Source organism: Mesorhizobium sp. M0615, assembly GCF_040320805.1.
Classification (GTDB): Bacteria; Pseudomonadota; Alphaproteobacteria; order Rhizobiales; family Rhizobiaceae; genus Mesorhizobium.
In genome coordinates, this window is the sequence record NZ_JAMYQI010000004.1 from 333,083 (window position 1) to 353,504 (window position 20,422).

Here is a 20,422-nt window from a genome sequence, read left to right on the forward strand (position 1 = left end):
CCCTGATGATCAGGAGTATGGCTCCAACGGATGTTCCGGACCGTTTCGGGAGGGTCGGCGGGTGCCTGGATGCTTGAAATTGGGCTTTGTGGCAGCGGCGCTGGCTGTGCTGATTGTCTTTCCGGTCGCTGCCGCCGACATCGACCGCGCCAGCATCTACCGCGCGCAGTCGGTGACCAGCGGCACTGGCGAGGAGAACCGGGCGTGGGGCCTGGCGCCGTGCCTTGAAGAGGTGCTGGTCAAGGTTTCCGGCGACCCGCGGCTGATCGGCGACCCGCGTGTTGCGGACATGAGCCGGCACGCGGCCGACTATGTCACTGGTGTCGGCTACCGCGACCTGCTCAACAACCGCCCGCCGCATGACGAGCAGGGCACCCACGACCGGCCGCATTACATCACCGCCGATTTCGACCCGGACGAGATCGATGCCTTGCTGGCGTCGCTCGGGCGCAAACCGTGGGCGGTGCCGCGGCCAAAAATCGTCGCACTGCTGGATGTAAGGCCGATGAAAGGCGACGGCTTCACGCTGGTGCGCGATGGCGGCGGCGAGCTTGCGGCGGATATGCGCGTTGCGCTGGCGGACGCGGCGCACCGGACCGGTTTGCCGCTGGAGTTGCCTCGGCCGTCCGACGTCGCGCTCGCCGACGTGGCCAACACGCTGGATGGGGACGCCCTGCTTGCCGGCACTTTGGTATGGCGCCAGGAAGCGCTGGGCTGGGTCGGCGACTGGCGGCTCAGCTTCAAGGATAAGGACTATCGCTGGCAGGTACGTGGCGTCAGTTTCGACGATGCGTTCCGCAACGCCACGCGCGGAACGCTGCAGATCCTGTCGGGGAATGGACAGCCGGAAGCCGTCACGCCCTGACTTCAAGGGAACCTTCTTGCCGGAGCACCGTAAACAAAGTGGCGGGCAAGCTTTGAGCAAGGAGGTAGAATTGCAACATCGCCGGATCGACATTGACGGAAACAGCATCTTCTATCGCGAAGACGGCCCGCCTGATGCTCCCGTCCTTCTCCTGCCGCACGGCTATCCGTGCTCGTCCTATCAATTCCGACGGTTGATGCCGGCACTTGCCGATCGCTGGCATACATTCGCGCCGGACTTTCCCGGCTTTGGCTATAGCGCCACGCCCGAAATGTTGGTTTTTGGCTATGATTTCGATGCCTATGCCGAGTTTCTGACAGCTTTCGCCGATGCGCTCGGCATGTCGCGCTATGCTCTCTGGCTGCACGATTATGGCTCGCAGATCGGACTGCGCCACGCCATCGCACATCCCGAGCGCATCGCGGCACTCATCATCCAGAACGGCGATATATACCAGGATGTTCTCGGGCCGAAATACGCTGGGATAAAAGCCTATTGGAAGGAAAAGACGCCCGAAAAGCACCGGCCGTTGGAAGAGGCGGTGAGCGAGGAGGGGTTCCGGCACGAGTTTGTCGGAGAGGTGGATTACGCTGTAGCCGAGCGCGTGCCTCCCGATCTTTGGAAACTCCACTGGCCTTTGATGGACACGCCGATCCGCCGGCGGCTCGCGGTCGGCCTGATGGAGAAGCTGGAGGCGAACCTCGGCTGGTTCCCGCGCTATCAGAGCTATCTGCGCGAGCACCAACCGCAGACGCTCATTGTCTGGGGCCCCGAGGATGGTTACATGCCGGCACAATCGGCGCATGCCTACCACCGCGATTTGCCGGAAGCAGAACTTCATCTCATCGGCGGCGCCGGCCACTGGCTGCTCGAAACCCATTTCGATGAGGCGCTTCCCCTGGTGCGCGATTTTCTGGCGCGCGTCCACAGTCAGGAAGCGAAAGGGACGGGCCGGGCGTAGACCCCTCCGTTGCGGCCATCGGATCGATCTGCAACCATGGCGCCATGATGGAAAAGTCTGCCGCGCCCTGGCCACTGCTGCAAATCGCGATCGAGCCGAAGTCGCGGGCCGATCAGGAGAAGCTGCTTGTCACTTCGTCCAAGCTCGCGCCTGACGACCGCGACCCGTCCGCTGCCGTGGCCATGGCCAGATGACGTCGCCAAAATTCTCCTCGCGGGCAGGGTTCCTTGTCGGCCTCGGCATCACGCCCGTCGCCTTTTTCCTGGCGCTCTATTCGGCCGGAGCCGGGCATGGCGACTATGGGCTGGCGCGACTTCTCTATCCGGTCCCCATGCTGGCAACGCTGTTGACCAACACTACGATCACCGGCCTTTCGATCGGATTGGCTGCGCTGCAGTTTCCCGCCTATGGGGCATTTGTTGCGGGCGCCGGCGGCTCCAGATGGCTGGCCCTTGGCGTCTTCCATCTTGTTGCAATCGCAGCAGCCTTCAGCGGCCTCCTGGAAAGCTTCTCGGGATGACGCTCCTGTTCGTTATCCTGGTGCCAGCCCGTCGAGCAGGAAGTCGAGGCCTTTGCGAAGGCGCCATCCCAATCGCTAAGGGGAGAGGGGGGAACCGACCTGAAGCAGCCGCTCGTTAATGAGGCGATCATCCCATACCTGCACCTCGATGAACTTGTCGTACTTCATCGTTGGATCGGTCTTCCAGCGCTCACCGGGCATCCCAAATTCGGCCACGACGGCTTCGATCTCACCAAGAGTAAACACTTGCCCGTGGTATCGCTTTCGTTGGGGGCGAAGATCGTCACGCGTCGCGATCGGGAGACTTGCCATGCTGTCCGGATAGGTGAAAGTGAGCGTCTCCGGTGGGAACTCTCGCAGTCGCATAACGAGTCGGCTTGGCCGTGACGGGTCTTTGCCGTCGGCAAAGTCGCCAAGAAAGAAATAGACCGGACGCTCTAGCTTCGTGGGCCCAAGCAGTCGGCGCCGTTCTCGAATGAGCCATTCCTCCGTTAATCGTCGCCTCTCCAAGTAGTTTGGTTTGATAGCGCGCAGCCCAGACGCTCTGATCTCGTCAAGAACCCGTTCTGCCTGCTCTTCGGAAAGCTCGCAAACATTTCTGCACGGTCCTCGACGGGGATCGTAGTTGTGAGTGATGACCTCGGGGAACGATTCCATTCGGGGAAGCTATACGAACCGCGCGTCAGCAGGCCACATCGCTGCCAGATGGATGCCCTTGAGGGTACCCGTTGGGACGTTGTCGGCAAATCATGCGTTGTATCGCAGCCATGGGATGGTGACCGCCCAGTGAGCCGCCGGCCTGCATCTCAGTCAGCAGGGCGTATATTGGCACGCCGCTAATGGAAGCAGCAGCCACATATGAAAGTCGCATAAGATAGATTATGGAACTTATTACATGAGGCTGCAGCTGGGAAATGACGCGGACTTTCATAGGCTTGGCATGATCGACGCGTGTTGCCTTGAGCCGATGGCCAACGCTACGCTGTGTCGATGACGACAGGAAAGCGTGACATCGAAGCGGCGATCGAAGTGTTCGTGCACGGCTTCAGTACCGATAAGAGCCGTTCCTTTCCCTACGAGGCCAGCCGCGTCGGACCCTTGTGGCTGATGCGCGATGCCGAGCGCAAGAATGCACGCGATTACCGTGACGAAGAATGGATCGTCCATGACGTCGCCGCCGAGGAAGCCGATGCCATCGTGCGGCAGCATGCGCGGCCGAGCTTTGCCGTTTCGGTCGTGATCGCGAATGATGGCCCGGACGAACCAACGCGAACGGCCTACAAGGCGCTCGGCTACCGGCTGCTGCGGACGGAAGGCTTTTTCGTCCAGTCGCTGCGCCAAATTCCAGACCCGCCAGCAATCGTCTCTATCGAACGCGTGAGGACGGCTGAACGCGCTGCACAACTGGGAAAGGTCATACGCAGGCGGACACTTCCAGACGATCAACTCGGCGACGATGCGCCGTTTCGCCAGTATGTGGCGCTCGATGGCGACGCCATCGTCGGGCGTGTGCGCAGCATAGACGCCGTCGGCGCCACATGGTGCTCGGCAATGTTTGTCGAGCCTTCGCACCGGCGTCGAGGCATCGGCCAGGCGCTGATGGCCAAAATGCTGCATGACGACAAAGCGCATGGGTCGCGGTGCTCGATGCTGTTGGCGACGCCGGAGCGCTGCTTTATCCCCGCATGGGCTATGAGCGGATTGGAACGCTGCTGATCTTCGCACTGAAGAACCGAACGTCCTTATAAAGATCTGCTCGTATCATGCTGTCTCATAAAGGAATTTCGATCACCATGCCGTCATAGGCCGGAGTGACGTTGGCCGGCACCTCGGCCTTCACCGTGGCATAGTCGAGCGGCACATGCATATGCGTCAGCACGGCCTGTTTCGACGCCAGTTTTTCAATCCAGCCAAGCGCCTGACCGAGCGACAGATGACTGGGATGGGTATGGTACTGCAAGGCATCGATGACCAGCATGTCCAGGCCGCGCAGCCGCTCGGCGGTGGTATCCGGGAAGTCGCTTATATCGGGGCAGTAGGCCAGCCCGCCGATGCGGAAGCCGAGCGAAATGATGTCGCCATGGATCTGCGGCAGCGGCTCGAGGGTGAGGGCACCGCCCTCGCCTTCGATCGTCACCGCCCTTGCGTGATCGATGATGTGCGGCCTGACGATCGGCGGATAGGAGCTGCCAAGCGGCGTCTCGAAGCAATAGCCGAACGCTTCGCGCAGCCTGAGCATGGTCGGCTGGTCGGCATGGACATCGATCAAATGGCGCTGCTCCAGCACGTAGCCGCGCAGATCGTCGATGCCGTGGATGTGGTCGGCGTGCGGATGCGTATAGACGACGGCGTCGATGCGCCGGACCGCCGCCATCAGCATCTGCTCACGGAAATCAGGCCCGGTGTCGATGACGACCGTGGTTCTGGCGCCGTTGGCTGCTATCCGCTCGACGAGCGCGGCTGAGCGTGTACGCCGGTTTTTCGGATTGGCCGGGTCGCAATTGCCCCAATCGCCGGTGATGCGCGGCGTGCCAGGTGACGAGCCGCAGCCGAGGATGGTGAGGCGCAGCCGGTCGCTCATGCGTCAGAGCCCGGCGGGCCGCGGCATCTTGCCGAACAGCCGGAAGAAGTTCGCCGTCGTCAGCGTCGCGATCTCGGCTTCGCCAACGCCGACCGTCTCCGCCAGCACCTTGGCTGTATGCGCGACATAGGCCGGCTCGTTGCGTTTGCCGCGGAACGGCACCGGCGCCAGATACGGCGCGTCGGTCTCGACCAGCAGCCGGTCATGCGGCACATCGGCTGCGATGGCGCGTAAATCGGCGGAGTTCTTGAAGGTCAGTATGCCCGAGAAGGACACATAGCCGCCAAGCGCCACGCCGACCTCTGCCAGCCGTCGCCCCGACGAAAAACAATGCAGGATGAAGGGGAAGGCGCCCTTCCCTGTTTCGTCTTCGAGGATGGCAGCCATATCGTCGTCGGCATCGCGCGAATGGATCACCAGCGGCAGCCCGGACTCGCGCGCGGCCGATATGTGAGTGCGAAAGCCCTGCGCCTGCGCGTGGCGTGGCGCCTTGTCGTAGAAATAATCCAGCCCGGCCTCACCGATCGCCACCACCTTCGGGTGCGCGGACAGGCGCACAAGGTCCTCAGCCGTCACATCCAGCTCTTCGCCGGCATTGTGAGGATGGGTGCCGACCGAGCAATAGATTTCGTCGAAACTCTCGGCAATCTCAAGCACTTGCGCAAACCGCTTCACGCGTGTCGAGATGGTCACCATGCGACCTATACCGGCAGCCTTTGCGCGGGCGACGATGGCCGCCCGCTCCTCGGCGAAATCCGGAAAGTCGAGATGACAATGGCTGTCGACGAGCATCAGGCGCTCGCCTCAGGGTTTTCGACATAACGGGGAAACACGCCCTCCGGCGCGGGCAGCGCCGTGCCGGGCACCAGCGCATAGTCGGCATGGACATGCGCGAAGTCACGCTTGTCCGCCGGCACCGCCAGCAGGTCCAGCAGCTTGCCGGCCGACCCCGGAATGTAGGGCTGGCACAGCAATGCCACGCGCCGCACCAGTTCGGCGGTCGTCCACAGCACCGTTTCCATACGCGCCGGATCGGTCTTCTTCAGCGCCCAGGGCGCCTGCGAGGCGAAGTAGCGATCCGCTTCCGCCACAACGCCGAAGATCGCCGCCAACGCGAGATGGATGCCCTGTTCCGCCATCGCCTGGCGCGCGGTACCCAGCGCTTCCACCGCCTGGTCGAGGATCGCGCTGTCGGCTTCGGTCAGCTCGCCGCGATGCGGCACCACGCCGCCGCAGTTCTTGGCGATCATCGACAGCGAGCGCTGCGCCAGATTGCCGAGACCGTTGGCGAGATCGGCATTTGTGCGGTTGACGATCGCGTCATGGCTGTAGCTGCCGTCCTGGCCGAATGGCACCTCACGCAAGAAGAAATAGCGCACCTGGTCGAGGCCGTAATGCTCGACCATGGTGAAGGGGTCTACGACATTGCCGACCGACTTCGACATTTTCTCGCCGCGGTTGAACAGGAAGCCATGCGCGAAGACGCGCTTCGGCAGTTCGATGCCGGCCGACATCAGGAAAGCCGGCCAGTAGACGGCATGGAAGCGGACGATGTCCTTGCCGATAATGTGCGTGGCCGGCCAGTAGCGCCATTGCTCGGCCTTGGTGTCGGGATAGCCGGCAGCGGTGATGTAGTTGGTCAAGGCATCGACCCAGACATACATCACATGCTTGTCGTCGCCGGGCACCGGCACGCCCCAATTGAAGGTCGTGCGCGAGACCGAGATATCCTTGAGGCCGGATCTGACGAAGCTCATCACCTCATTTCGGCGCTCGGCCGGACCGACGAAATCGGGCTGGCTTTCGTACAGCGCAAGCAATTTGTCCTGATAGGCGGAAAGCCTGAAGAAGTAGCTTTCCTCCTCATTCCATTCGACCGGCGAGCCAAGCGGCTCGCGGCGCACGCCGTCGTCGCCGAGCGTGGTTTCGCTCTCTTCGAAATAGCCTTCCTGGCGGACCGAATACCAGCCACTGTAGCGGTCGAGATAGATGTCGCCATTGGCCGCCATCGCCTTCCAGATCGCCTGGCACGACTCGTAGTGGCGTGGTTCCGTCGTGCGGATGTAATCATCATTCGAGCCGCCCAGGACCTCTGTCATCGAACGGAAGATCGCCGAGTTGCGGTCGGCAAGCGCGAGTGGCGTTATGCCTTCCTTCTCGGCCGTCTGCTGCATCTTGAGGCCGTGTTCGTCAGTGCCGGTGAGGAAGAGCACGTCCTTGCCGTCCAGGCGCTGGAAGCGGGCCAGCGCGTCGGTCGCGATGACCGTATAGGCGTGGCCGATATGCGGCTTGCCGTTCGGATAGAAAATTGGTGTCGTGATGTAGAATGTGTCGCGTGACATGAATTAACCGTCATGAATGGCCGAATGAATGTGAGCGGTGGATATCGCATCGAGACGGCGATTGCCATCCCGCCGCAATGCCGAAACCGGTCACATTCGCATTGCGGAATTCAGGCGGTCGATCATGGTCAAGGCGTGCTGCTTCTTGTCAAGATTGTAGGTATCGGTCTCAGATATGGCGTTCAGCGCCTCGTGCCAAGTGTCGGACAGCGTTTTCGCCCGCGCGAGATCCCCAGCCAGCGCGGCTTCACTGGCGCCGGTGGAGAGCAGATCGAGCGCGCGGCGGTTGAAGATGTCGAACTGGATCGCCTGGTCGCGGCCGGCGACGGCCTCGGCAAGGCGATAGGCGCCGGCGATGTCGCTCTTGCCCGACGTGACCAGGGCGTCGAGCGTGCCGGCAATCTCCAGCCCGCCATATTGGGTCAGAAGGATCGCATTGCGGGCGCTGCCCCCTGCCCGTTCCGCCAATGCCGCGCGCGCGGCAGGATCGGAAGGTGGCGGCGGCTCGACGGTTTCCAGAACGCTCATCAGGCTGCCGGCATCGAGCGGCGTCAGCCGCACCATCTGGCAGCGCGAGCGGATGGTCGGCAAAAGGCTGCCCGGCGCATGCACGATGAGGATGAACAGCGTGCGGCTCGGCGGCTCCTCAAGGTTCTTCAGCAAGGCATTGGCGGCGTTGGTGTTCATGTCGTCGGCCGGATCGACGATCACCACCCGGTAGCTGCCGTCATGCGAGGTCAGCGACAGGAAGCGGTTGACCTTGCGGATCTCGTCGACGGTGACGACCGTCTTGAAGCTCTTGGTCTTGTCGTTCAGCGGCCTGGTCAGATGCAGCACGCCGGGATGCGCCCCTGTGGCGATCTGGCGAAACAGCGGTGAGGCCGGATCGGGAACGGCAAACACATCCGGCGCCTGGTCGAAGGCCGGATGCTTCAACAGATGGTGCGCCAGGTGAAAGGCAAGCGTCGCCTTGCCGATGCCGACCGGCCCGGCAAAGATCAACGCATGCGGCAGTTTTCCCGAGCGATAGGCGGCAGCGAGCATCGCGGCCGCCTGCTCATGGCCGACCAGGCGCAGCGTCTCGGACGGCTCCGGTACACCGTCCAGTGTGTCGTGCTGCTCGGGAGCGATGCGTTCGAAGATCATGCGGGCGCCGCCTGTCGGTTGCGCGCGGGCGCCCTCGCCTCAAGTGCGGCGAACACCACCGCGGTGATGACATCCTCCACCGCAGCGGGAGGCGCCGACGCGTCGATCACGATGCAGCGGTCCGGCTCGGCGGCTGCGATCGCCAGGAAGGCGTCACGGCGGCGCTGGTGGATGTCCAGCGTCTCCTTTTCGAAGCGGTCCGGACCGTCCTCGGCGCCACGCCGCGCGGCGGCGCGCCGCAAGCCCTCGGCGGGGTCAATGTCAAGGATCAGCGTCATGTCCGGCATCATGCCGTTGATGGCGACCTCCTCCAGAGCTTCCATGAAAGCCGGATCGAGGCCGCCGGTGACGCCCTGATAGACGCGCGACGAATCCAGGAAACGGTCGCAAAGCACGATGGAGCCGCGCTCCACCGCCGGCCGGATGACCTGCTCGACATGGTCGGAGCGTGCGGCGGCAAACAGCAGCGCCTCCATCTTCGGCCCGAAAGGCTCGGCGGCGCCGGACAGGAGCACGTGCCTGACCGCCTCGGCGCCGGGTGACCCCCCGGGTTCGCGGGTGAGGAGGACATCGTATTTCTTGGCGCGCATCTTCTGGGCCAGCCGCTCGATCTGCGTCGACTTGCCGGCGCCCTCGCCGCCTTCGAAGGTGATGAAAAATCCGCTTGCCAATCGAAAGGCCTTTGTCCTGCTTTGCGCTGGTGTCTTAGTCCGCGCCCGAGAAAAGGTCCACGCCGCGGGAACTCAACGCAGCCAGCCTACGGCCAGTTCCCTGGCGGCATCAAACGCGCGTTGCGGCAGTGTGCCGACGCCGACCGATTCGGCGGCGAAAAGCGGCGTTTCCTGGCTCAGCGTATCGCCGATCCAGACGCGCAGCGCGCCGACGGGTTGCCCCTCCTCCACCGGCGCCGATACCGGCCCCTGATAGACGATCCTGGCGGTCAGCTTGTCGCGGTTGGCGATCGGCAGCAGGACGTCGATCGGCGCCTTTGCCTTCAGCGCTACGCTGGATTTGGCGCCGCCGAACACCTGGGCCTCGCCGACCACTTCGTTGCTGGCGAAAATCTCGGTCTTCTCGAAGGAGCGGACGCCCCATTCGAGCAGCTTGCGCGCTTCCTCGGCGCGCTCGCGATCGTTGGCCAATCCGCTCATCGCCGCGAACACCCTGGTCCCGTCATGGCTGACCGAGCCGACGATGCCGAAACCGCCCGCCTCACTCGACCCGACCGCCAGCCCATCGGCACCGATGCCCATGGCCAGCAACGGGTTGCGGTTCTTTTGCGAGATCTTGTTCCAGGTGAAATCGGCCCGGCCGTAATAGAGATAGAGATCCGGATATTCGCGCCATATATGCAGGCCAAGCTGCGCCAGTTCGCGCACCGTCGTCTGCTGGCCGTCGGCCGGCAGGCCAGTCGAATTGACGAATGTCGATTTCGCGAGCCCGATCTGGCGGGCGCGATCGTTCATCTGCGCCGCGAAATTCTCTTCCGAACCGGCCATGCCTTCGGCCAGCACCATGCAGCCGTCATTGGCGGCCTGTATGGTGACCCCCTGGATCAGATCCTCGACCCGGATCGCCGATTTGAGCTTGGCAAACATGGTCGACGTTCCCGAAGGCGCACCGCCCTTGCGCCAGGCATTTTCCGAAACCACGAAGGTGTCGTCGAGGCTCATGCGCTTCGACTTGATGGCGTTGAAGACCATCTCCATCGTCATCAGCTTGGCCATCGAGGCCGGCGGGATCGGTTGGTCGGCATCCTTGGAAAACAGCACCGTGCCGGTTTCGGCATCGATCATGAAAGCCTGCGTCGCCTTGGTTTCGAAAAGCTGCGCGTTGGCCGGAACCAGCGCGGCAAGCAAGAAGCCAAGGCCAAAAAGCCCGGCAAAAGGGTGGAAAAGGCGAAATCGCATGAAGAGGCTCGACTGTTAGCCGGCAGAAACTTGCCGCAACGCTATCAGGCTTCTTCCCGGCGGATCAACCGCGCAATGACAAAACCGGCGTGCCTTTGTTGGTCAGTTGCGCACAGCCAGCGCGTCCGGCGCGCCATGCGACCATGCCGCGCGCAAGAGGTCGTCGACATTGCCATGGCCATCCGGATAGAGATTGACCGCGTACCAGTCATTGCCGTCGAGTTCGGTGCTCTGGATTTCGGTCCTGCCGAACGGTTCGAGAGCCGCAGCCACCCGCTTTGCCTCGGCAGCATCGTCGAAGGATCCGGCGGCGACATAGTCGGAAACGGCAGGCGATGCCTGCGGGTTGGATTTCTTCCACGATTGCAGGATGTCGGCTGGCGACATGCCCCGGTCGTCAAGCGCTGCAAAGACGTCGGCGCGCTGTGCGCGCTCATCCGCATAGGAGAGCGAAGCCACGGCAAAGGGCGATTCCGGGCGCTGAGGCACGATCGGCCCGAATTCCGGCAGCGTCACATCGCTTGAGCCCGGTGCCTGCATCGACATCACTGGCTGTGTGTCGGAATTCGTCAACTGACCAGGAAACGGCACTACGGCAGGGGGTGCGCCAACAGATAGGCTCGGCGAAGGTCCGTTCATCGCCACCATGACCCCGGTCGGCAAGCCGTCGGACGGATCCGGACGATTGTTGCCCGGGTGGTAGGAGGCCACCAGATACTGGTCATCATTGCCGTCGAGCGGTGCGCGACCGATATATTCCACCTTGACCCTGGCCGTGCCGACCTTGGCATAGTCGAGCATTTGCGCGGCGCGTTCCGAGACATCGATGATGCGTCCCTCGTGATAGGGGCCGCGGTCGTTGACGCGCACGATGACCGAGCTTCCGGTCTCGGTGTTGGTGACACGGGCGTAGCTTGGCAGCGGCATGGTCGGATGCGCCGCCGTCAGATGGGTCATGTCGTAGACTTCGCCATTGGCTGTGAGACGACCGTGGAAGGCATCGCCATACCAGGAGGCGAGACCGACCTTGGCGTAGCGCTTGTCTTCCTTGGGGTAATACCACTTGCCGCGCACCTGATAGGGCTTGCCCAACTGGTCGCGGCCGCCGCCGCGCCGCATGTACTGAACGCGCGGGCTGGCCTTCACACCGTATTCGGTCTCGGCAAAATATTCCTTCGAGCGAGGCTTCTTGTAGACCATGGCTTTCGGCTCGGACTGCGGCGACGCGCACGCGGCCAGCAACGCAGCCGAAAGAGCGCACAACACCAAAGCAGGAGCGCGACGAAGACGCCGATGCGTCGTGGTCTGCATGTTTTCCGATGTCCCCTACCGTCTCGACACAGGCGCCGCTTCTAGAATTTCGGCGGAGCCAGATGAGCAATGCCTGCGACGCGCCAATCCCCATCCCTTGTGCGCAGGAATTGTTTATCAGCGTATTAATCGATTGTGTCCGGAACCGGGCAGGAATGTGGCGGAGTTCTTGGGTCGGTCGGGCCTGTGGAGCAGCATCCGAGACCTAGCCCAGGCCCTTGGAGTCTGAATGTGAATCTATGGCACGAAGCGCGGCTGCCTGGAACCGACCGACCCGAGATACGTTCTGCGCCTCATGGATGAATTCATTGAACGTTTTGGGCAACAGACGTGGCTGCCCTTTTCCGTAATTTCAGCCAGGCTTTTGCTCGCGGCCGTCCTTGGCTCCATCGTTGGCATCGAACGCGAATGGCGCAACCGGCCGGCCGGATTGAGGACACACATCCTGGTCTGTGTTGCGACGGCTCTAATTGCCATCCTCACGATCGAGATTACTCACCTTCACGTCTTCGATGGTCAGGAAATCGCCATTGATCCTATCCGCTTGATCGAAGCCACGATTGCCGGCGTGGCATTTCTGGCCGCCGGCCTGATCTTCTTCTCCAAGGGCGAGGTTCAAGGGCTTACCACCGGGGCGGGCATGTGGCTGGCAGGCGCCATAGGCCTGGCGGTTGGGCTCGGGTTCTGGCAGATCGCGGCTTTGGCAACTGTCCTCGCACTTGTTGTGCTGGGTCTTCTGCAACTTGTGCAGGTCGGCAGCAAGGATCGCAATTAGAGCCCTCGCGTTCGAAAAAATGGGTTCGCAGCCCCGTTCGGGCAACGAAGGCCACCCCCTATTGTCCAGGGCAGCGCCGGTGGTTGACTTGGCGCTGCGCAACGCTCTAGAGAAATGAACCGCAAGCTGGTCCGGAAGGCATAGGTGTCATTTGATACCAACTGTCGTTCAGTGGGTCGGTTGATGTTCCTAAATGATTGAAAGATCACGACGGAGGGATGGCCGAGCGGTTTAAGGCACCGGTCTTGAAAACCGGCGTGGGTGCAAGCCCACCGTGGGTTCGAATCCCACTCCCTCCGCCAGATATTTGGCTATCGTGCTGAATTGCCTCTGTATTTTCAAAGAGGGCCAAATCTTTCCTAATTTCCGAAAACGAAGAAGCCCGCCACCGTGAGGCAGCGGGCCAGCGTGGGCGCAAACGTTGCGCCAGCCTAAGGATCAACGTTCGTCCTGGCTATAGAGCCGTTTGGTCGCGCGGTCGCTTTCCATGCGTTCTGCAGGACCACGGTGGCGTCGGGTCATAAGAACGTATGCAATCAGTAGGGCCAGCAACAGTGGCCCACCAGCAACGACGATCAACCACATGACACTTTCAAACATGAAACATCTCCTTCACGTCACAACCGTCAAGGAGAAGAACCGTTCCGTTCAAAGTTACAGCAACACCAGCACCTCCTGCGACTGAGGGCCGTTTTCCCATGTGACCGTTTCGGAAATCCGGGCTCCGCTGCAACAAAAGGCTGCGGCTGCACGTTGCGGTTGATCATTCAACCAGGAGCAAAGCAAATGGCCGACGACAAAACGAAGACGGACTTCCGCGATCGGGACCGCGTCTCTGCCGATGAGGATTATGAAGTCGAGTATTTCGCCACCAAGGCCGGCATCACCCCGCAGCAGGTCAAGGAATTGATCGCGAAGCACGGCAACCGACGCGAGACGCTGGAGCGGGAAGCGAAGGCTCTGGGGAGCGGTAGGTAGGCCGGCATGCCAGAGTACCAGGTGGAAGAGTGGCATGGAGAGGAGTGTGTCTCAACTCAGGCCACGAGCGCCGATGATCCGTTATCTGCGGTAGAGAAGGTCACGGGCCAAAGGGTGTCGCCTAGAGCGCTTCAGGAGCATTGGTTTCGTGTGGTCGATGAAGATGCGCGAAGCACGCATGAATTCAGCCTTGAGGACGGCGGCCCGGCTGGAGATTTTGCAAAATAGCCATGACCAGAATCTCGGACCTGCATTGGGACCAACGCTGCAGATAGGCGAGAAAGGTGCAGCCGCCGGGCGGACCCGACGGCTTATCGTCGATTGGATCGCTGCCGCCGCATGGGGCCTTAAGGCGCGGCCGGCGCCAGCTTGGCGGCTACTTGGTCGATCTTGTCGGCAAGTACGCTATTGGCCCAATCTGTCACCTCAGGGTCAACGGGCTTGTTGGCCATTTGGGCAAGGGCTGCATCGATCGATGGGACGTTGGCAGCGGCAGCTGTGGCGGCGGTCTGAGCAGCGGCCGCATCCTGGGTGGCGTCATCGAGCGCTGCCTGTGCTGCATCGAGGTCGGCCTGCGTCGGGACATCTTCGGGCGGGGTATTCGGGTCAGCCGCTTTCGCATTCAGCGCGTCGAGCGCCGCTTTGGCGTCGGCAACCGCCTGATTAGCGGCATCGAGCGCCGATTGAGCGTTCTTGGCTATTGCCGACTGTGTCACAAAAGCCTGCACGCCAGCGAAGTTCTTGCTCTTGGAGTGCATAAAGGCGTTGGCGTTGCGCTGCAGTGAGTTCAATCGGCCCAGCTTGGCATGGATATTCTTTTCCTTGGACACTGAACCGGTAGCGGCCTTGGCGACCTGGCCCTTGGCGGATGCCGACTTGCCGAGCGAACCGCCGCCTCCGCCATTGCCGCCAGCATTACCGTTTCCTCCGCTATTGCCATTGCCATTGCCGTTACCGTTACCATTGCCATGGCCGTTACCATGGCCGTTGCCACCAGCAGCAGCCAGGGCCGGCGACACCAGAAGCGAGAACACCGCAAATGCAGCAAAAAGGGTCTTTCGGGATGTCATAACTACCTCCGAGATTGCCACCGCCACTAACCGCTATAGCGGGCAACATGAGGAATCGCTAACACAAAGGGTAAACTTGGATATAGCTGTGCTCTCATTGCGACAACGAAGCGGCCGGCCGGCGAAACGCCAACCAGCATAACTCTTTGAAATTGCTGAAGTAGATCACCCTCGTTGGGACCGGCCGGCCTTCCGAACTCAAAGGTCCTAGACCGCTCGGACCAAGGTCTTAAGCCGTGGTTTCGGCCGCGACTCAGAAGTCGTGACGGCGCGGCGACCTTCGGTAGTCGGCACCGTATCGGCCTGAGGCCGAGCTCGACATCGATCCGCTGCTGTGTCCCAAAACACCGCCTAAGTGGTTGTATTCTCTGCCTTTTGATATAAGCGCTAGTCTGAGGTAAATTTCGACCGGCATCTGGCGGGCTTACGTTATGCAGCATCGAACGTTCTTTGGCGGCAAGGTCACCGAGATCCCCACGTCGTTACATTGCGATCCCAGGGGAATGCTGACCGCTATCGAGTTCAGCGGTTACAATTTCCAAGCCGTGCGGGCGTTCGTCGTCACCGCGCCGCGCGGCACGTCGCGGGGCGGACATGCACACGGCTCGGGCCGGCAATTGATGATGCAGCTGTCGGGCGAGATCGGCATCGAATTTCGCTATCAGGAACAGACCGAACGGCTGACGCTCACCGCATCGAACCGCGCGGTGCTGGTCGATGCCCCGGTGTGGGCGCTGCAGACCTATGAAGGCGAGAACCCGTCTTTGCTGGTTTTCTGCGATACCGAATACGACCCTGAAAACTACGTATCGAACCCCTGATGACACTCATCGGGAAAGGAGAGGCCGCGATGCGCGCCAGGACATGACAGCGCCTCGCGGCAGAATGGCTATTCTCGGCGCCGGCATCATGGGCGCCAGCCTCGCTCTCATGATGGCCCGCAGAGGCTACGCGGTGTCCCTCTTCGACAAGGAGAGCGAGCCGATGGCCTGCGCCAGCCGTTGGAACGAGGGCAAGATTCATCTCGGCTATCTCTACGGGAACGATCCCTCGCTGCTGACCGCCCGGCATCTGCTTTCGGGAGGACTGTGTTTCGGCAGGCTTGTTTCCGAGCTGATCGGAAGCAATCTGGAAGCGCACACGACCCTTTCGGAAGACCTTTATCTGGTCCATCGCAACTCGATCGTCGCTGCCGAGGCGCTGGGGGCGATCTTTGAACGTGTAGATGTATTGGTGCGCAGCCACGCTGACGCCACCAGCTACCTTGCCGACGTATCGGCGGCGCGGTCGAAACGGCTTTCCAAAACTGAATTGGCCGATGTCACCAACTCGGACCAGATCGTCGGCGGCTTCCAGGTGCCGGAGCGATCCGTCAACACGCGATGGGTTGCCGACCGGCTTTGCGCCGTGCTTCGGAGTGAACCCAACACCAGCTTGCGAATGGCGGCCAAAGTCCTGTCGGCACAGCCGGTGGACGGAATTGACGGGAAATGGCGCGTGGCGGTCGCAGGCGAGAAAAGCGAGGCGTTCGACATCGTCGTCAATTGCCTATGGGAGGGGCGGCTGGCTGTCGACCGCACGGCCGGCATCGAACCGGTTCCCGGATGGTCGCACCGCTACCGGCTTTGCCTGTTCGGCCGCACCAGCCAGCCTGTCGATGTGCCGTGCGCGGTCGTCGCCCTTGGCCCGTTCGGCGACATAAAAAACTATGACGGGCGCAACTTCTATCTCTCCTGGTACCCGAGCGGGTTGCTTGCGGAGAGTGGCGAATTGTCGATCGAAACGCCGCAAGCGCTCGATGCCGACGCACGACAGCGGTTCATCGGCAACGTTCGCGCCACGCTCGCCCGGTTGTTGCCCAGTGTTTCCAGCATGTTCGACGATGCCGAGGAGCTTGAGGTACGCGGCGGCTTCGTGTTTGCGCAAGGGCGTGGTTCGCTCAGCGACCCGAAAGCCACGATCCATCGCCGCGACCAATTCGGGGTCAACCGCCTGGGCAACTACATCTCGGTCGACACAGGTAAATATTCGACGGCGCCGTGGCTTGCCGACAGGCTGGCGCGGCAAATCTGCGGGATCGAGTGAATGGGTGAGACAGAACACGGCGGCGCGAAGCAGGTAGCGCAGAAACAAGTCGAGCTTCGATCCGGCTGGCGGCCGAAGGTCACGGCGCTGGTGCCATGCTACAATTCGGCGGCATTCATTTCGCGTACGCTGGACAGCCTCGCCGCGCAGACCTGGGACAATATCGAGATCCTGGTCGGCGAGGACAATTCGACCGACGCGACATTCGAGATCGTTTCGGCCTTCGCCGGCGGCCGCGACGATGTCCGTATCCTGCGCCGGGACAAAAACCTGGGATGGCTGAAGAACTCCAACGATCTGATGGCCAATGCCAGCGGCGAATTGATGTTCTTTGCCTTCCATGACGACGTCATCGATCCAACCTATATCGAGGCGCTGGTGCGGGCGCTCGATGCCAATCCCGAGGCCGTACTGTCGTTCAGCGATGTCGAAGTGATCGAAGTCAGAGGCGAAAGTGCCACGTGGAAGTTCGACCTGCTGGAGGGCTTGCAGGACGGTTTTGCGCGTGGCCGGGTGATGGCGCGCCAGCCGCATGGATGGTGGGTCCCCAACCGTGGGGTATTCAGGGCCTGGGCGTTCCACCGCAGCGGCGGGATCAAGCCCAACAGCCAAGGCGAATTCAGCGCCGACTGGACCTGGCTTCTGCATCTGTCGCTGCTCGGCGGCTTTGTCCGCGTGCCGCAAGTGCTCTGCCACAAATACTATCGGGCGGGCAGCATCAGCCGGCGCTGGGAACGCAACAGCACCCAACGAAGGGCATTGAGGGCGGCGGGGATAAGGGAGGTCTGGCACAGCGAGGCCGGCCTTGCACAAAGAGCCTTCCTCGCTGCCTATATCGCCTTGCGGCCGTGGCGGTGGCTGCCGCGATCGCGAGAAGCGGAAAGACGGCGAAACAGGCAATCGGTGCATGGCAGCCCGGACAATTAAGAATGGCGCCGGCGACGTGTCAAAGCGGCTGCGTCAAGACACCCTGCCCGGCCAACGACGATTTCCGCGCATATCCGGCTGCCCCAAAATGGCACTCCGGTTGATTTTTCACGCGAGTTATGGTCGTTCTCCCGCCCATGAAAAAACTATTCCTTGCGGCGCTGGCCTCGGTGACGCTGGCCTGGCCCGCCCACGCGATGGACGCCGCCCTGCGCGCCGGCCTGCTGAAACTCGACCCGGAGACCCGGCTGGAGCAGAGATGCGACGCCGAAGTGCTCGACCGCATCAGCCATGACGACCACAAGTACAAGGCAGACCGCGTCGTCGCCTACGCCTTCGCGACGCCGGAAATGAAAGCCGATGTCATCCGCAGCCCGGGTGCTGCCTTCCGCAGCAAGGGACAGTGGTACCGGCTGAAGTTCAAATGCGAGACGGCGCCGGACCATATGGAGGTCCTGCAGTTCCGTTACCGCATCGGCGACGAGATTCCGGAAGCCGACTGGGCGAAGTACAATCTCTACGACTGAATTCGCTGCGACCAGAATTCTCTCTGGCAGAACGACCTTCCCTATTCCCGTGGCTTTCAGCGTCGGCCGTTAGAGCGGTTCAGCTTTTTATGGAGCAGCTGACCCACTCTAACTCTTTGTTTTTGCATAATTCCGGACGGAAAACCGCTACGCACTTTTCCTGGAATTGCGCCGGCAGTCTCTTGACGCGCGGGAACCATACACGTTAGGGCGTCGGCATATCCGACGACGAACACGCCGATACAGCAAGGGGCTCCGGTCGATGGACATTTTCAGCGCTGCAAGCATGACGGCCCTCCTCCAGGTCATCGCCATCGATCTGGTGCTTGCCGGCGACAATGCCATCGTCATCGGCCTTGCCGCCGCCGGCCTGCCGGTCGAGCAGCGCAAGAAAGCCATCCTGATCGGCGTGTTGGCAGCGACGGTGCTGCGCATCCTGTTTGCCGCCGTCACCGTCAAGCTTCTTGCCATTGTCGGCCTGCTGCTGGCCGGCGGCATCCTTTTGTTGTGGGTGTGCTGGAAGATGTGGCGCGAGCTGCGGACGTCGCATGCCGACGAGTTCGAGGCGACCGAGGCGCTGTCCGATTCCGACCTCAACAGCGACAGAACGGTGGGTGGCAAGGCGCCGCGCAAGACGCTCGGCCAGGCGGCCCTGCAGATCGTCGTCGCCGATGTTTCGATGTCGCTGGACAATGTGCTGGCGGTCGCCGGTGCGGCGCGCGATCATTTTCCGGTGCTTGTCATAGGCCTGGTGCTGTCGATCGCCTTGATGGGCTTGGCCGCGAGCTTCATTGCCAAGCTGCTGCACCGCCACCGCTGGATCGCTTATGTCGGCCTGCTGATCATTCTCTACGTCGCGATCGATATGGTCTATCGCGGCGTTGTCGAGGTCTGGCCGCATGTCAGTCCTGTGGTGAGCTGACTCTGCCGGTCCTACAGCTTCTGTATATTACGGGTATCTGCCGGAGGCAGTGGTCGCGTTCGCCGCAGCCGCTGCCCATACCAATGCCGCAATAAGTGTGGTACTGGCCGCCGATCCCGAAAAACCCGGAATGTTTCTCATGTCTGCGCCTCGCGTCAGTTTCGTCAGCCTTGGATGCCCGAAGGCGCTTGTGGATTCCGAGCGCATCATCACGCGCCTGCGCGCCGAAGGCTATGAGATCGCGCGCAAGCATGACGGCGCCGACCTTGTCGTCGTCAACACCTGCGGCTTTCTCGATTCGGCCCGCGACGAATCGCTCAACGCCATTGGTTCGGCGCTTTCGGAAAACGGCCGGGTGATCGTCACCGGCTGCCTCGGCGCCGAGCCGGACGTCATCCGAGAGAAGCACCCCAACGTCCTCGCCATCACCGGCCCGCAGGCCTATGAGAGCGTGATGGCCGCGGTGCATGAGGCGGCGCCGCCCAGCCACGATCCCTATATCGACCTTCTGCCGCCGCAAGGCGTCAAGCTGACGCCGCGCCACTACGCCTATCTCAAGATTTCCGAAGGCTGCAACAACCGCTGCACCTTCTGCATCATTCCCGCACTGCGCGGCGACCTCGTCTCGCGCCCGGCGGCCGATGTGCTGCGCGAGGCCGAGAAGCTGGCCAAGGCCGGGGTCAAGGAACTGCTGGTCATCTCGCAGGACACCAGCGCCTACGGCATCGACATCAAGTACCAGACGTCGATGTTCGGCGACCGCGAAGTGCGGGCGAAATTCCTCGACCTGTCGGAGGAGCTGGGCAAGCTCGGCATCTGGGTACGCATGCACTATGTCTACCCCTACCCGCATGTCGCCGATGTCATCCCGCTGATGGCGGATGGAAAAATCCTTCCCTATCTGGACATCCCCTTCCAGCACGCCTCGCCGCAGGTGCTGAAGAACATGCGCCGTCCAGCCCATGGCGAAAAGACGCTGGAGCGCATTCGCGGCTGGCGCGAGGTGTGCCCGGATCTGGCGATACGCTCGACATTCATCGTCGGTTTCCCCGGCGAGACCGACGAGGATTTCGAGATGCTGCTCGACTGGCTGGACGAGGCCAGGATCGATCGCGCCGGCTGCTTTAAATACGAGCCGGTCCGCGGCGCCCGCTCCAACGATCTCGGCCTCGAACAGGTGCCGCAGGAGATCAAGGAAGCGCGCTGGCATCGCTTCATGCAGCGCCAGCAGAAGATCTCGGCGACGCAGCTGGCCAAGAAGGTCGGCAAGCGCCTGCCCGTGCTGATCGACGAGGCGCATGGCACGTCTGCCAAGGGCCGGACAAAATACGACGCGCCCGAGATCGACGGTTCGGTGCATATCCAGTCGCGCCGTCCGCTGCGCCAAGGCGACATCGTCACGGTCAAGATCGACCGCGCCGACGCCTACGACCTTTACGGCTCGGCGGTTTAGAAAATCACCAAAAAGGCGCCTCCCCGGCGCCCTCGGATTTTTGGCACGG

General features: G+C 62.0%; 23 protein-coding genes and 1 tRNA gene. 14 read left to right on the top strand and 10 right to left on the bottom strand.

Annotated features, from left to right (window positions below; genetic code table 11):
- The first annotated feature begins 88 nt into the window (after positions 1-88).
- Genes NKI46_RS09050 through NKI46_RS09065 form a run of 4 tightly spaced genes read left to right on the top strand, consistent with a single transcriptional unit; the run spans position 89 to position 2,346 of the window.
- Positions 89-865, top strand: coding sequence for a DUF8605 domain-containing protein (locus tag NKI46_RS09050; protein WP_031253419.1), 777 nt, complete (start codon positions 89-91; stop codon positions 863-865).
- Positions 866-917: 52 nt separating this feature from the next.
- On the top strand, positions 918-1,826 hold the full coding sequence (locus NKI46_RS09055; RefSeq protein WP_352459153.1) for an alpha/beta fold hydrolase: 909 nt from the start codon (positions 918-920) through the stop codon (positions 1,824-1,826).
- A gap of 44 nt (positions 1,827-1,870) precedes the next feature.
- Positions 1,871-2,020: a hypothetical protein gene (locus NKI46_RS09060; RefSeq protein ID WP_023738866.1), complete on the top strand. Its 150-nt coding sequence runs from the start codon at positions 1,871-1,873 to the stop codon at positions 2,018-2,020.
- Positions 2,017-2,346 (top strand): hypothetical protein, encoded by a 330-nt coding sequence (locus tag NKI46_RS09065; RefSeq protein WP_023696110.1) that lies wholly within the window; start codon positions 2,017-2,019, stop codon positions 2,344-2,346. Before NKI46_RS09060 ends, NKI46_RS09065 begins: the two co-directional genes overlap by 4 nt.
- Before the next feature lie 75 nt (positions 2,347-2,421).
- Here the strand turns inward: NKI46_RS09065 and NKI46_RS09070 are convergent, their stop codons facing one another.
- A complete protein-coding gene (locus tag NKI46_RS09070) occupies positions 2,422-3,003 on the bottom strand; it encodes a hypothetical protein (protein ID WP_023738865.1) in 582 nt (193 codons plus the stop codon).
- A 333-nt stretch (positions 3,004-3,336) separates the two neighbouring features.
- Between NKI46_RS09070 and NKI46_RS09075 the strand changes: the two genes are divergently transcribed.
- Entirely contained in the window at positions 3,337-4,062 is a 726-nt protein-coding gene (locus NKI46_RS09075) for a GNAT family N-acetyltransferase (protein WP_245260427.1), read from the top strand.
- 55 nt (positions 4,063-4,117) lie between these two features.
- Here the strand turns inward: NKI46_RS09075 and NKI46_RS09080 are convergent, their stop codons facing one another.
- From NKI46_RS09080 to NKI46_RS09110, 7 genes are all read right to left on the bottom strand, one after another.
- Entirely contained in the window at positions 4,118-4,927 is an 810-nt protein-coding gene (locus NKI46_RS09080) for an MBL fold metallo-hydrolase (protein WP_023738864.1), read from the bottom strand.
- A gap of 3 nt (positions 4,928-4,930) precedes the next feature.
- Positions 4,931-5,719 carry a TatD family hydrolase gene (locus NKI46_RS09085; protein ID WP_023728031.1) on the bottom strand — a complete coding sequence of 263 codons (789 nt, stop codon included), beginning with the start codon at positions 5,717-5,719 and terminating at the stop codon, positions 4,931-4,933.
- Positions 5,719-7,269 (bottom strand): methionine--tRNA ligase, encoded by a 1,551-nt coding sequence (metG, locus tag NKI46_RS09090; protein WP_023738863.1) that lies wholly within the window; start codon positions 7,267-7,269, stop codon positions 5,719-5,721. Before metG ends, NKI46_RS09085 begins: the two co-directional genes overlap by 1 nt.
- A 90-nt stretch (positions 7,270-7,359) precedes the next feature.
- Positions 7,360-8,415 carry a DNA polymerase III subunit delta' gene (locus NKI46_RS09095; protein ID WP_023730621.1) on the bottom strand — a complete coding sequence of 352 codons (1,056 nt, stop codon included), beginning with the start codon at positions 8,413-8,415 and terminating at the stop codon, positions 7,360-7,362.
- Complete coding sequence (gene tmk / locus NKI46_RS09100; RefSeq protein ID WP_023668949.1) at positions 8,412-9,086, bottom strand: dTMP kinase; 675 nt, start codon at positions 9,084-9,086, stop codon at positions 8,412-8,414. The genes NKI46_RS09095 and tmk overlap by 4 nt, the downstream gene beginning before the upstream one ends.
- Before the next feature lie 72 nt (positions 9,087-9,158).
- Positions 9,159-10,325, bottom strand: a complete 1,167-nt coding sequence (locus NKI46_RS09105; protein WP_023738862.1) for a D-alanyl-D-alanine carboxypeptidase family protein — start codon at positions 10,323-10,325, stop codon at positions 9,159-9,161.
- A 102-nt stretch (positions 10,326-10,427) separates the two neighbouring features.
- Complete coding sequence (locus NKI46_RS09110) at positions 10,428-11,636, bottom strand: septal ring lytic transglycosylase RlpA family protein (protein WP_352745817.1); 1,209 nt, start codon at positions 11,634-11,636, stop codon at positions 10,428-10,430.
- A gap of 295 nt (positions 11,637-11,931) precedes the next feature.
- On the opposite strand from NKI46_RS09110, the gene NKI46_RS09115 reads away from it, so the two are divergent.
- A complete protein-coding gene (locus tag NKI46_RS09115) occupies positions 11,932-12,411 on the top strand; it encodes an MgtC/SapB family protein (RefSeq protein WP_352745819.1) in 480 nt (159 codons plus the stop codon).
- Positions 12,412-12,623: 212 nt separating this feature from the next.
- Positions 12,624-12,713 (top strand) — tRNA-Ser (locus NKI46_RS09120).
- Positions 12,714-12,849: 136 nt separating this feature from the next.
- On the opposite strand, the gene NKI46_RS09125 is transcribed toward NKI46_RS09120, so the two are convergent.
- Entirely contained in the window at positions 12,850-13,011 is a 162-nt protein-coding gene (locus NKI46_RS09125) for a hypothetical protein (RefSeq protein ID WP_352654748.1), read from the bottom strand.
- Positions 13,012-13,197: 186 nt separating this feature from the next.
- On the opposite strand from NKI46_RS09125, the gene NKI46_RS09130 reads away from it, so the two are divergent.
- Positions 13,198-13,389, top strand: a complete 192-nt coding sequence (locus NKI46_RS09130) for a DUF3606 domain-containing protein (RefSeq protein WP_023668952.1) — start codon at positions 13,198-13,200, stop codon at positions 13,387-13,389.
- A 347-nt stretch (positions 13,390-13,736) separates the two neighbouring features.
- Here the strand turns inward: NKI46_RS09130 and NKI46_RS09135 are convergent, their stop codons facing one another.
- Positions 13,737-14,459 carry a hypothetical protein gene (locus NKI46_RS09135; RefSeq protein ID WP_023668954.1) on the bottom strand — a complete coding sequence of 241 codons (723 nt, stop codon included), beginning with the start codon at positions 14,457-14,459 and terminating at the stop codon, positions 13,737-13,739.
- 431 nt (positions 14,460-14,890) lie between these two features.
- On the opposite strand from NKI46_RS09135, the gene NKI46_RS09140 reads away from it, so the two are divergent.
- From NKI46_RS09140 to rimO, 6 genes are all read left to right on the top strand, one after another.
- Positions 14,891-15,280: a sugar 3,4-ketoisomerase gene (locus NKI46_RS09140; RefSeq protein ID WP_352745822.1), complete on the top strand. Its 390-nt coding sequence runs from the start codon at positions 14,891-14,893 to the stop codon at positions 15,278-15,280.
- Positions 15,281-15,323: 43 nt separating this feature from the next.
- A complete protein-coding gene (locus NKI46_RS09145) occupies positions 15,324-16,544 on the top strand; it encodes an FAD-dependent oxidoreductase (protein WP_352745825.1) in 1,221 nt (406 codons plus the stop codon).
- The gene (locus NKI46_RS09150; protein WP_352745828.1) at positions 16,545-17,471 is read left to right on the top strand and encodes a glycosyltransferase family 2 protein; all 927 of its coding nucleotides are present in this window, start codon (positions 16,545-16,547) and stop codon (positions 17,469-17,471) included.
- A 119-nt stretch (positions 17,472-17,590) separates the two neighbouring features.
- Positions 17,591-17,998 carry a DUF930 domain-containing protein gene (locus NKI46_RS09155; RefSeq protein WP_032904882.1) on the top strand — a complete coding sequence of 136 codons (408 nt, stop codon included), beginning with the start codon at positions 17,591-17,593 and terminating at the stop codon, positions 17,996-17,998.
- 262 nt (positions 17,999-18,260) lie between these two features.
- Positions 18,261-18,920 carry a TerC family protein gene (locus tag NKI46_RS09160; protein ID WP_023668959.1) on the top strand — a complete coding sequence of 220 codons (660 nt, stop codon included), beginning with the start codon at positions 18,261-18,263 and terminating at the stop codon, positions 18,918-18,920.
- A 139-nt stretch (positions 18,921-19,059) separates the two neighbouring features.
- Positions 19,060-20,373, top strand: coding sequence for a 30S ribosomal protein S12 methylthiotransferase RimO (gene rimO / locus NKI46_RS09165; protein WP_023691314.1), 1,314 nt, complete (start codon positions 19,060-19,062; stop codon positions 20,371-20,373).
- The last annotated feature ends 49 nt before the right edge of the window (positions 20,374-20,422 follow it).

Bases quoted from the DNA above. Each gene is read 5' to 3' on its own strand.
- NKI46_RS09060 (WP_023738866.1), top strand. From the start codon at position 1,871: ATGATGGAAAAGTCTGCCGCGCCCTGGCCACTGCTGCAAATCGCGATC.
- NKI46_RS09065 (WP_023696110.1), top strand. From the start codon at position 2,017: ATGACGTCGCCAAAATTCTCCTCGCGGGCAGGGTTCCTTGTCGGCCTC.
- NKI46_RS09070 (WP_023738865.1), bottom strand. From the start codon at position 3,003: ATGGAATCGTTCCCCGAGGTCATCACTCACAACTACGATCCCCGTCGA.
- NKI46_RS09075 (WP_245260427.1), top strand. From the start codon at position 3,337: ATGACGACAGGAAAGCGTGACATCGAAGCGGCGATCGAAGTGTTCGTG.
- NKI46_RS09080 (WP_023738864.1), bottom strand. From the start codon at position 4,927: ATGAGCGACCGGCTGCGCCTCACCATCCTCGGCTGCGGCTCGTCACCT.
- NKI46_RS09085 (WP_023728031.1), bottom strand. From the start codon at position 5,719: ATGCTCGTCGACAGCCATTGTCATCTCGACTTTCCGGATTTCGCCGAG.
- metG (WP_023738863.1), bottom strand. From the start codon at position 7,269: ATGTCACGCGACACATTCTACATCACGACACCAATTTTCTATCCGAAC.
- NKI46_RS09095 (WP_023730621.1), bottom strand. From the start codon at position 8,415: ATGATCTTCGAACGCATCGCTCCCGAGCAGCACGACACACTGGACGGT.
- NKI46_RS09105 (WP_023738862.1), bottom strand. From the start codon at position 10,325: ATGCGATTTCGCCTTTTCCACCCTTTTGCCGGGCTTTTTGGCCTTGGC.
- NKI46_RS09110 (WP_352745817.1), bottom strand. From the start codon at position 11,636: ATGCAGACCACGACGCATCGGCGTCTTCGTCGCGCTCCTGCTTTGGTG.
- NKI46_RS09115 (WP_352745819.1), top strand. From the start codon at position 11,932: ATGGATGAATTCATTGAACGTTTTGGGCAACAGACGTGGCTGCCCTTT.
- NKI46_RS09125 (WP_352654748.1), bottom strand. From the start codon at position 13,011: ATGTTTGAAAGTGTCATGTGGTTGATCGTCGTTGCTGGTGGGCCACTG.
- NKI46_RS09130 (WP_023668952.1), top strand. From the start codon at position 13,198: ATGGCCGACGACAAAACGAAGACGGACTTCCGCGATCGGGACCGCGTC.
- NKI46_RS09135 (WP_023668954.1), bottom strand. From the start codon at position 14,459: ATGACATCCCGAAAGACCCTTTTTGCTGCATTTGCGGTGTTCTCGCTT.
- NKI46_RS09140 (WP_352745822.1), top strand. From the start codon at position 14,891: ATGCAGCATCGAACGTTCTTTGGCGGCAAGGTCACCGAGATCCCCACG.
- NKI46_RS09145 (WP_352745825.1), top strand. From the start codon at position 15,324: ATGACAGCGCCTCGCGGCAGAATGGCTATTCTCGGCGCCGGCATCATG.
- NKI46_RS09150 (WP_352745828.1), top strand. From the start codon at position 16,545: ATGGGTGAGACAGAACACGGCGGCGCGAAGCAGGTAGCGCAGAAACAA.
- NKI46_RS09155 (WP_032904882.1), top strand. From the start codon at position 17,591: ATGGTCGTTCTCCCGCCCATGAAAAAACTATTCCTTGCGGCGCTGGCC.
- NKI46_RS09160 (WP_023668959.1), top strand. From the start codon at position 18,261: ATGGACATTTTCAGCGCTGCAAGCATGACGGCCCTCCTCCAGGTCATC.
- rimO (WP_023691314.1), top strand. From the start codon at position 19,060: ATGTCTGCGCCTCGCGTCAGTTTCGTCAGCCTTGGATGCCCGAAGGCG.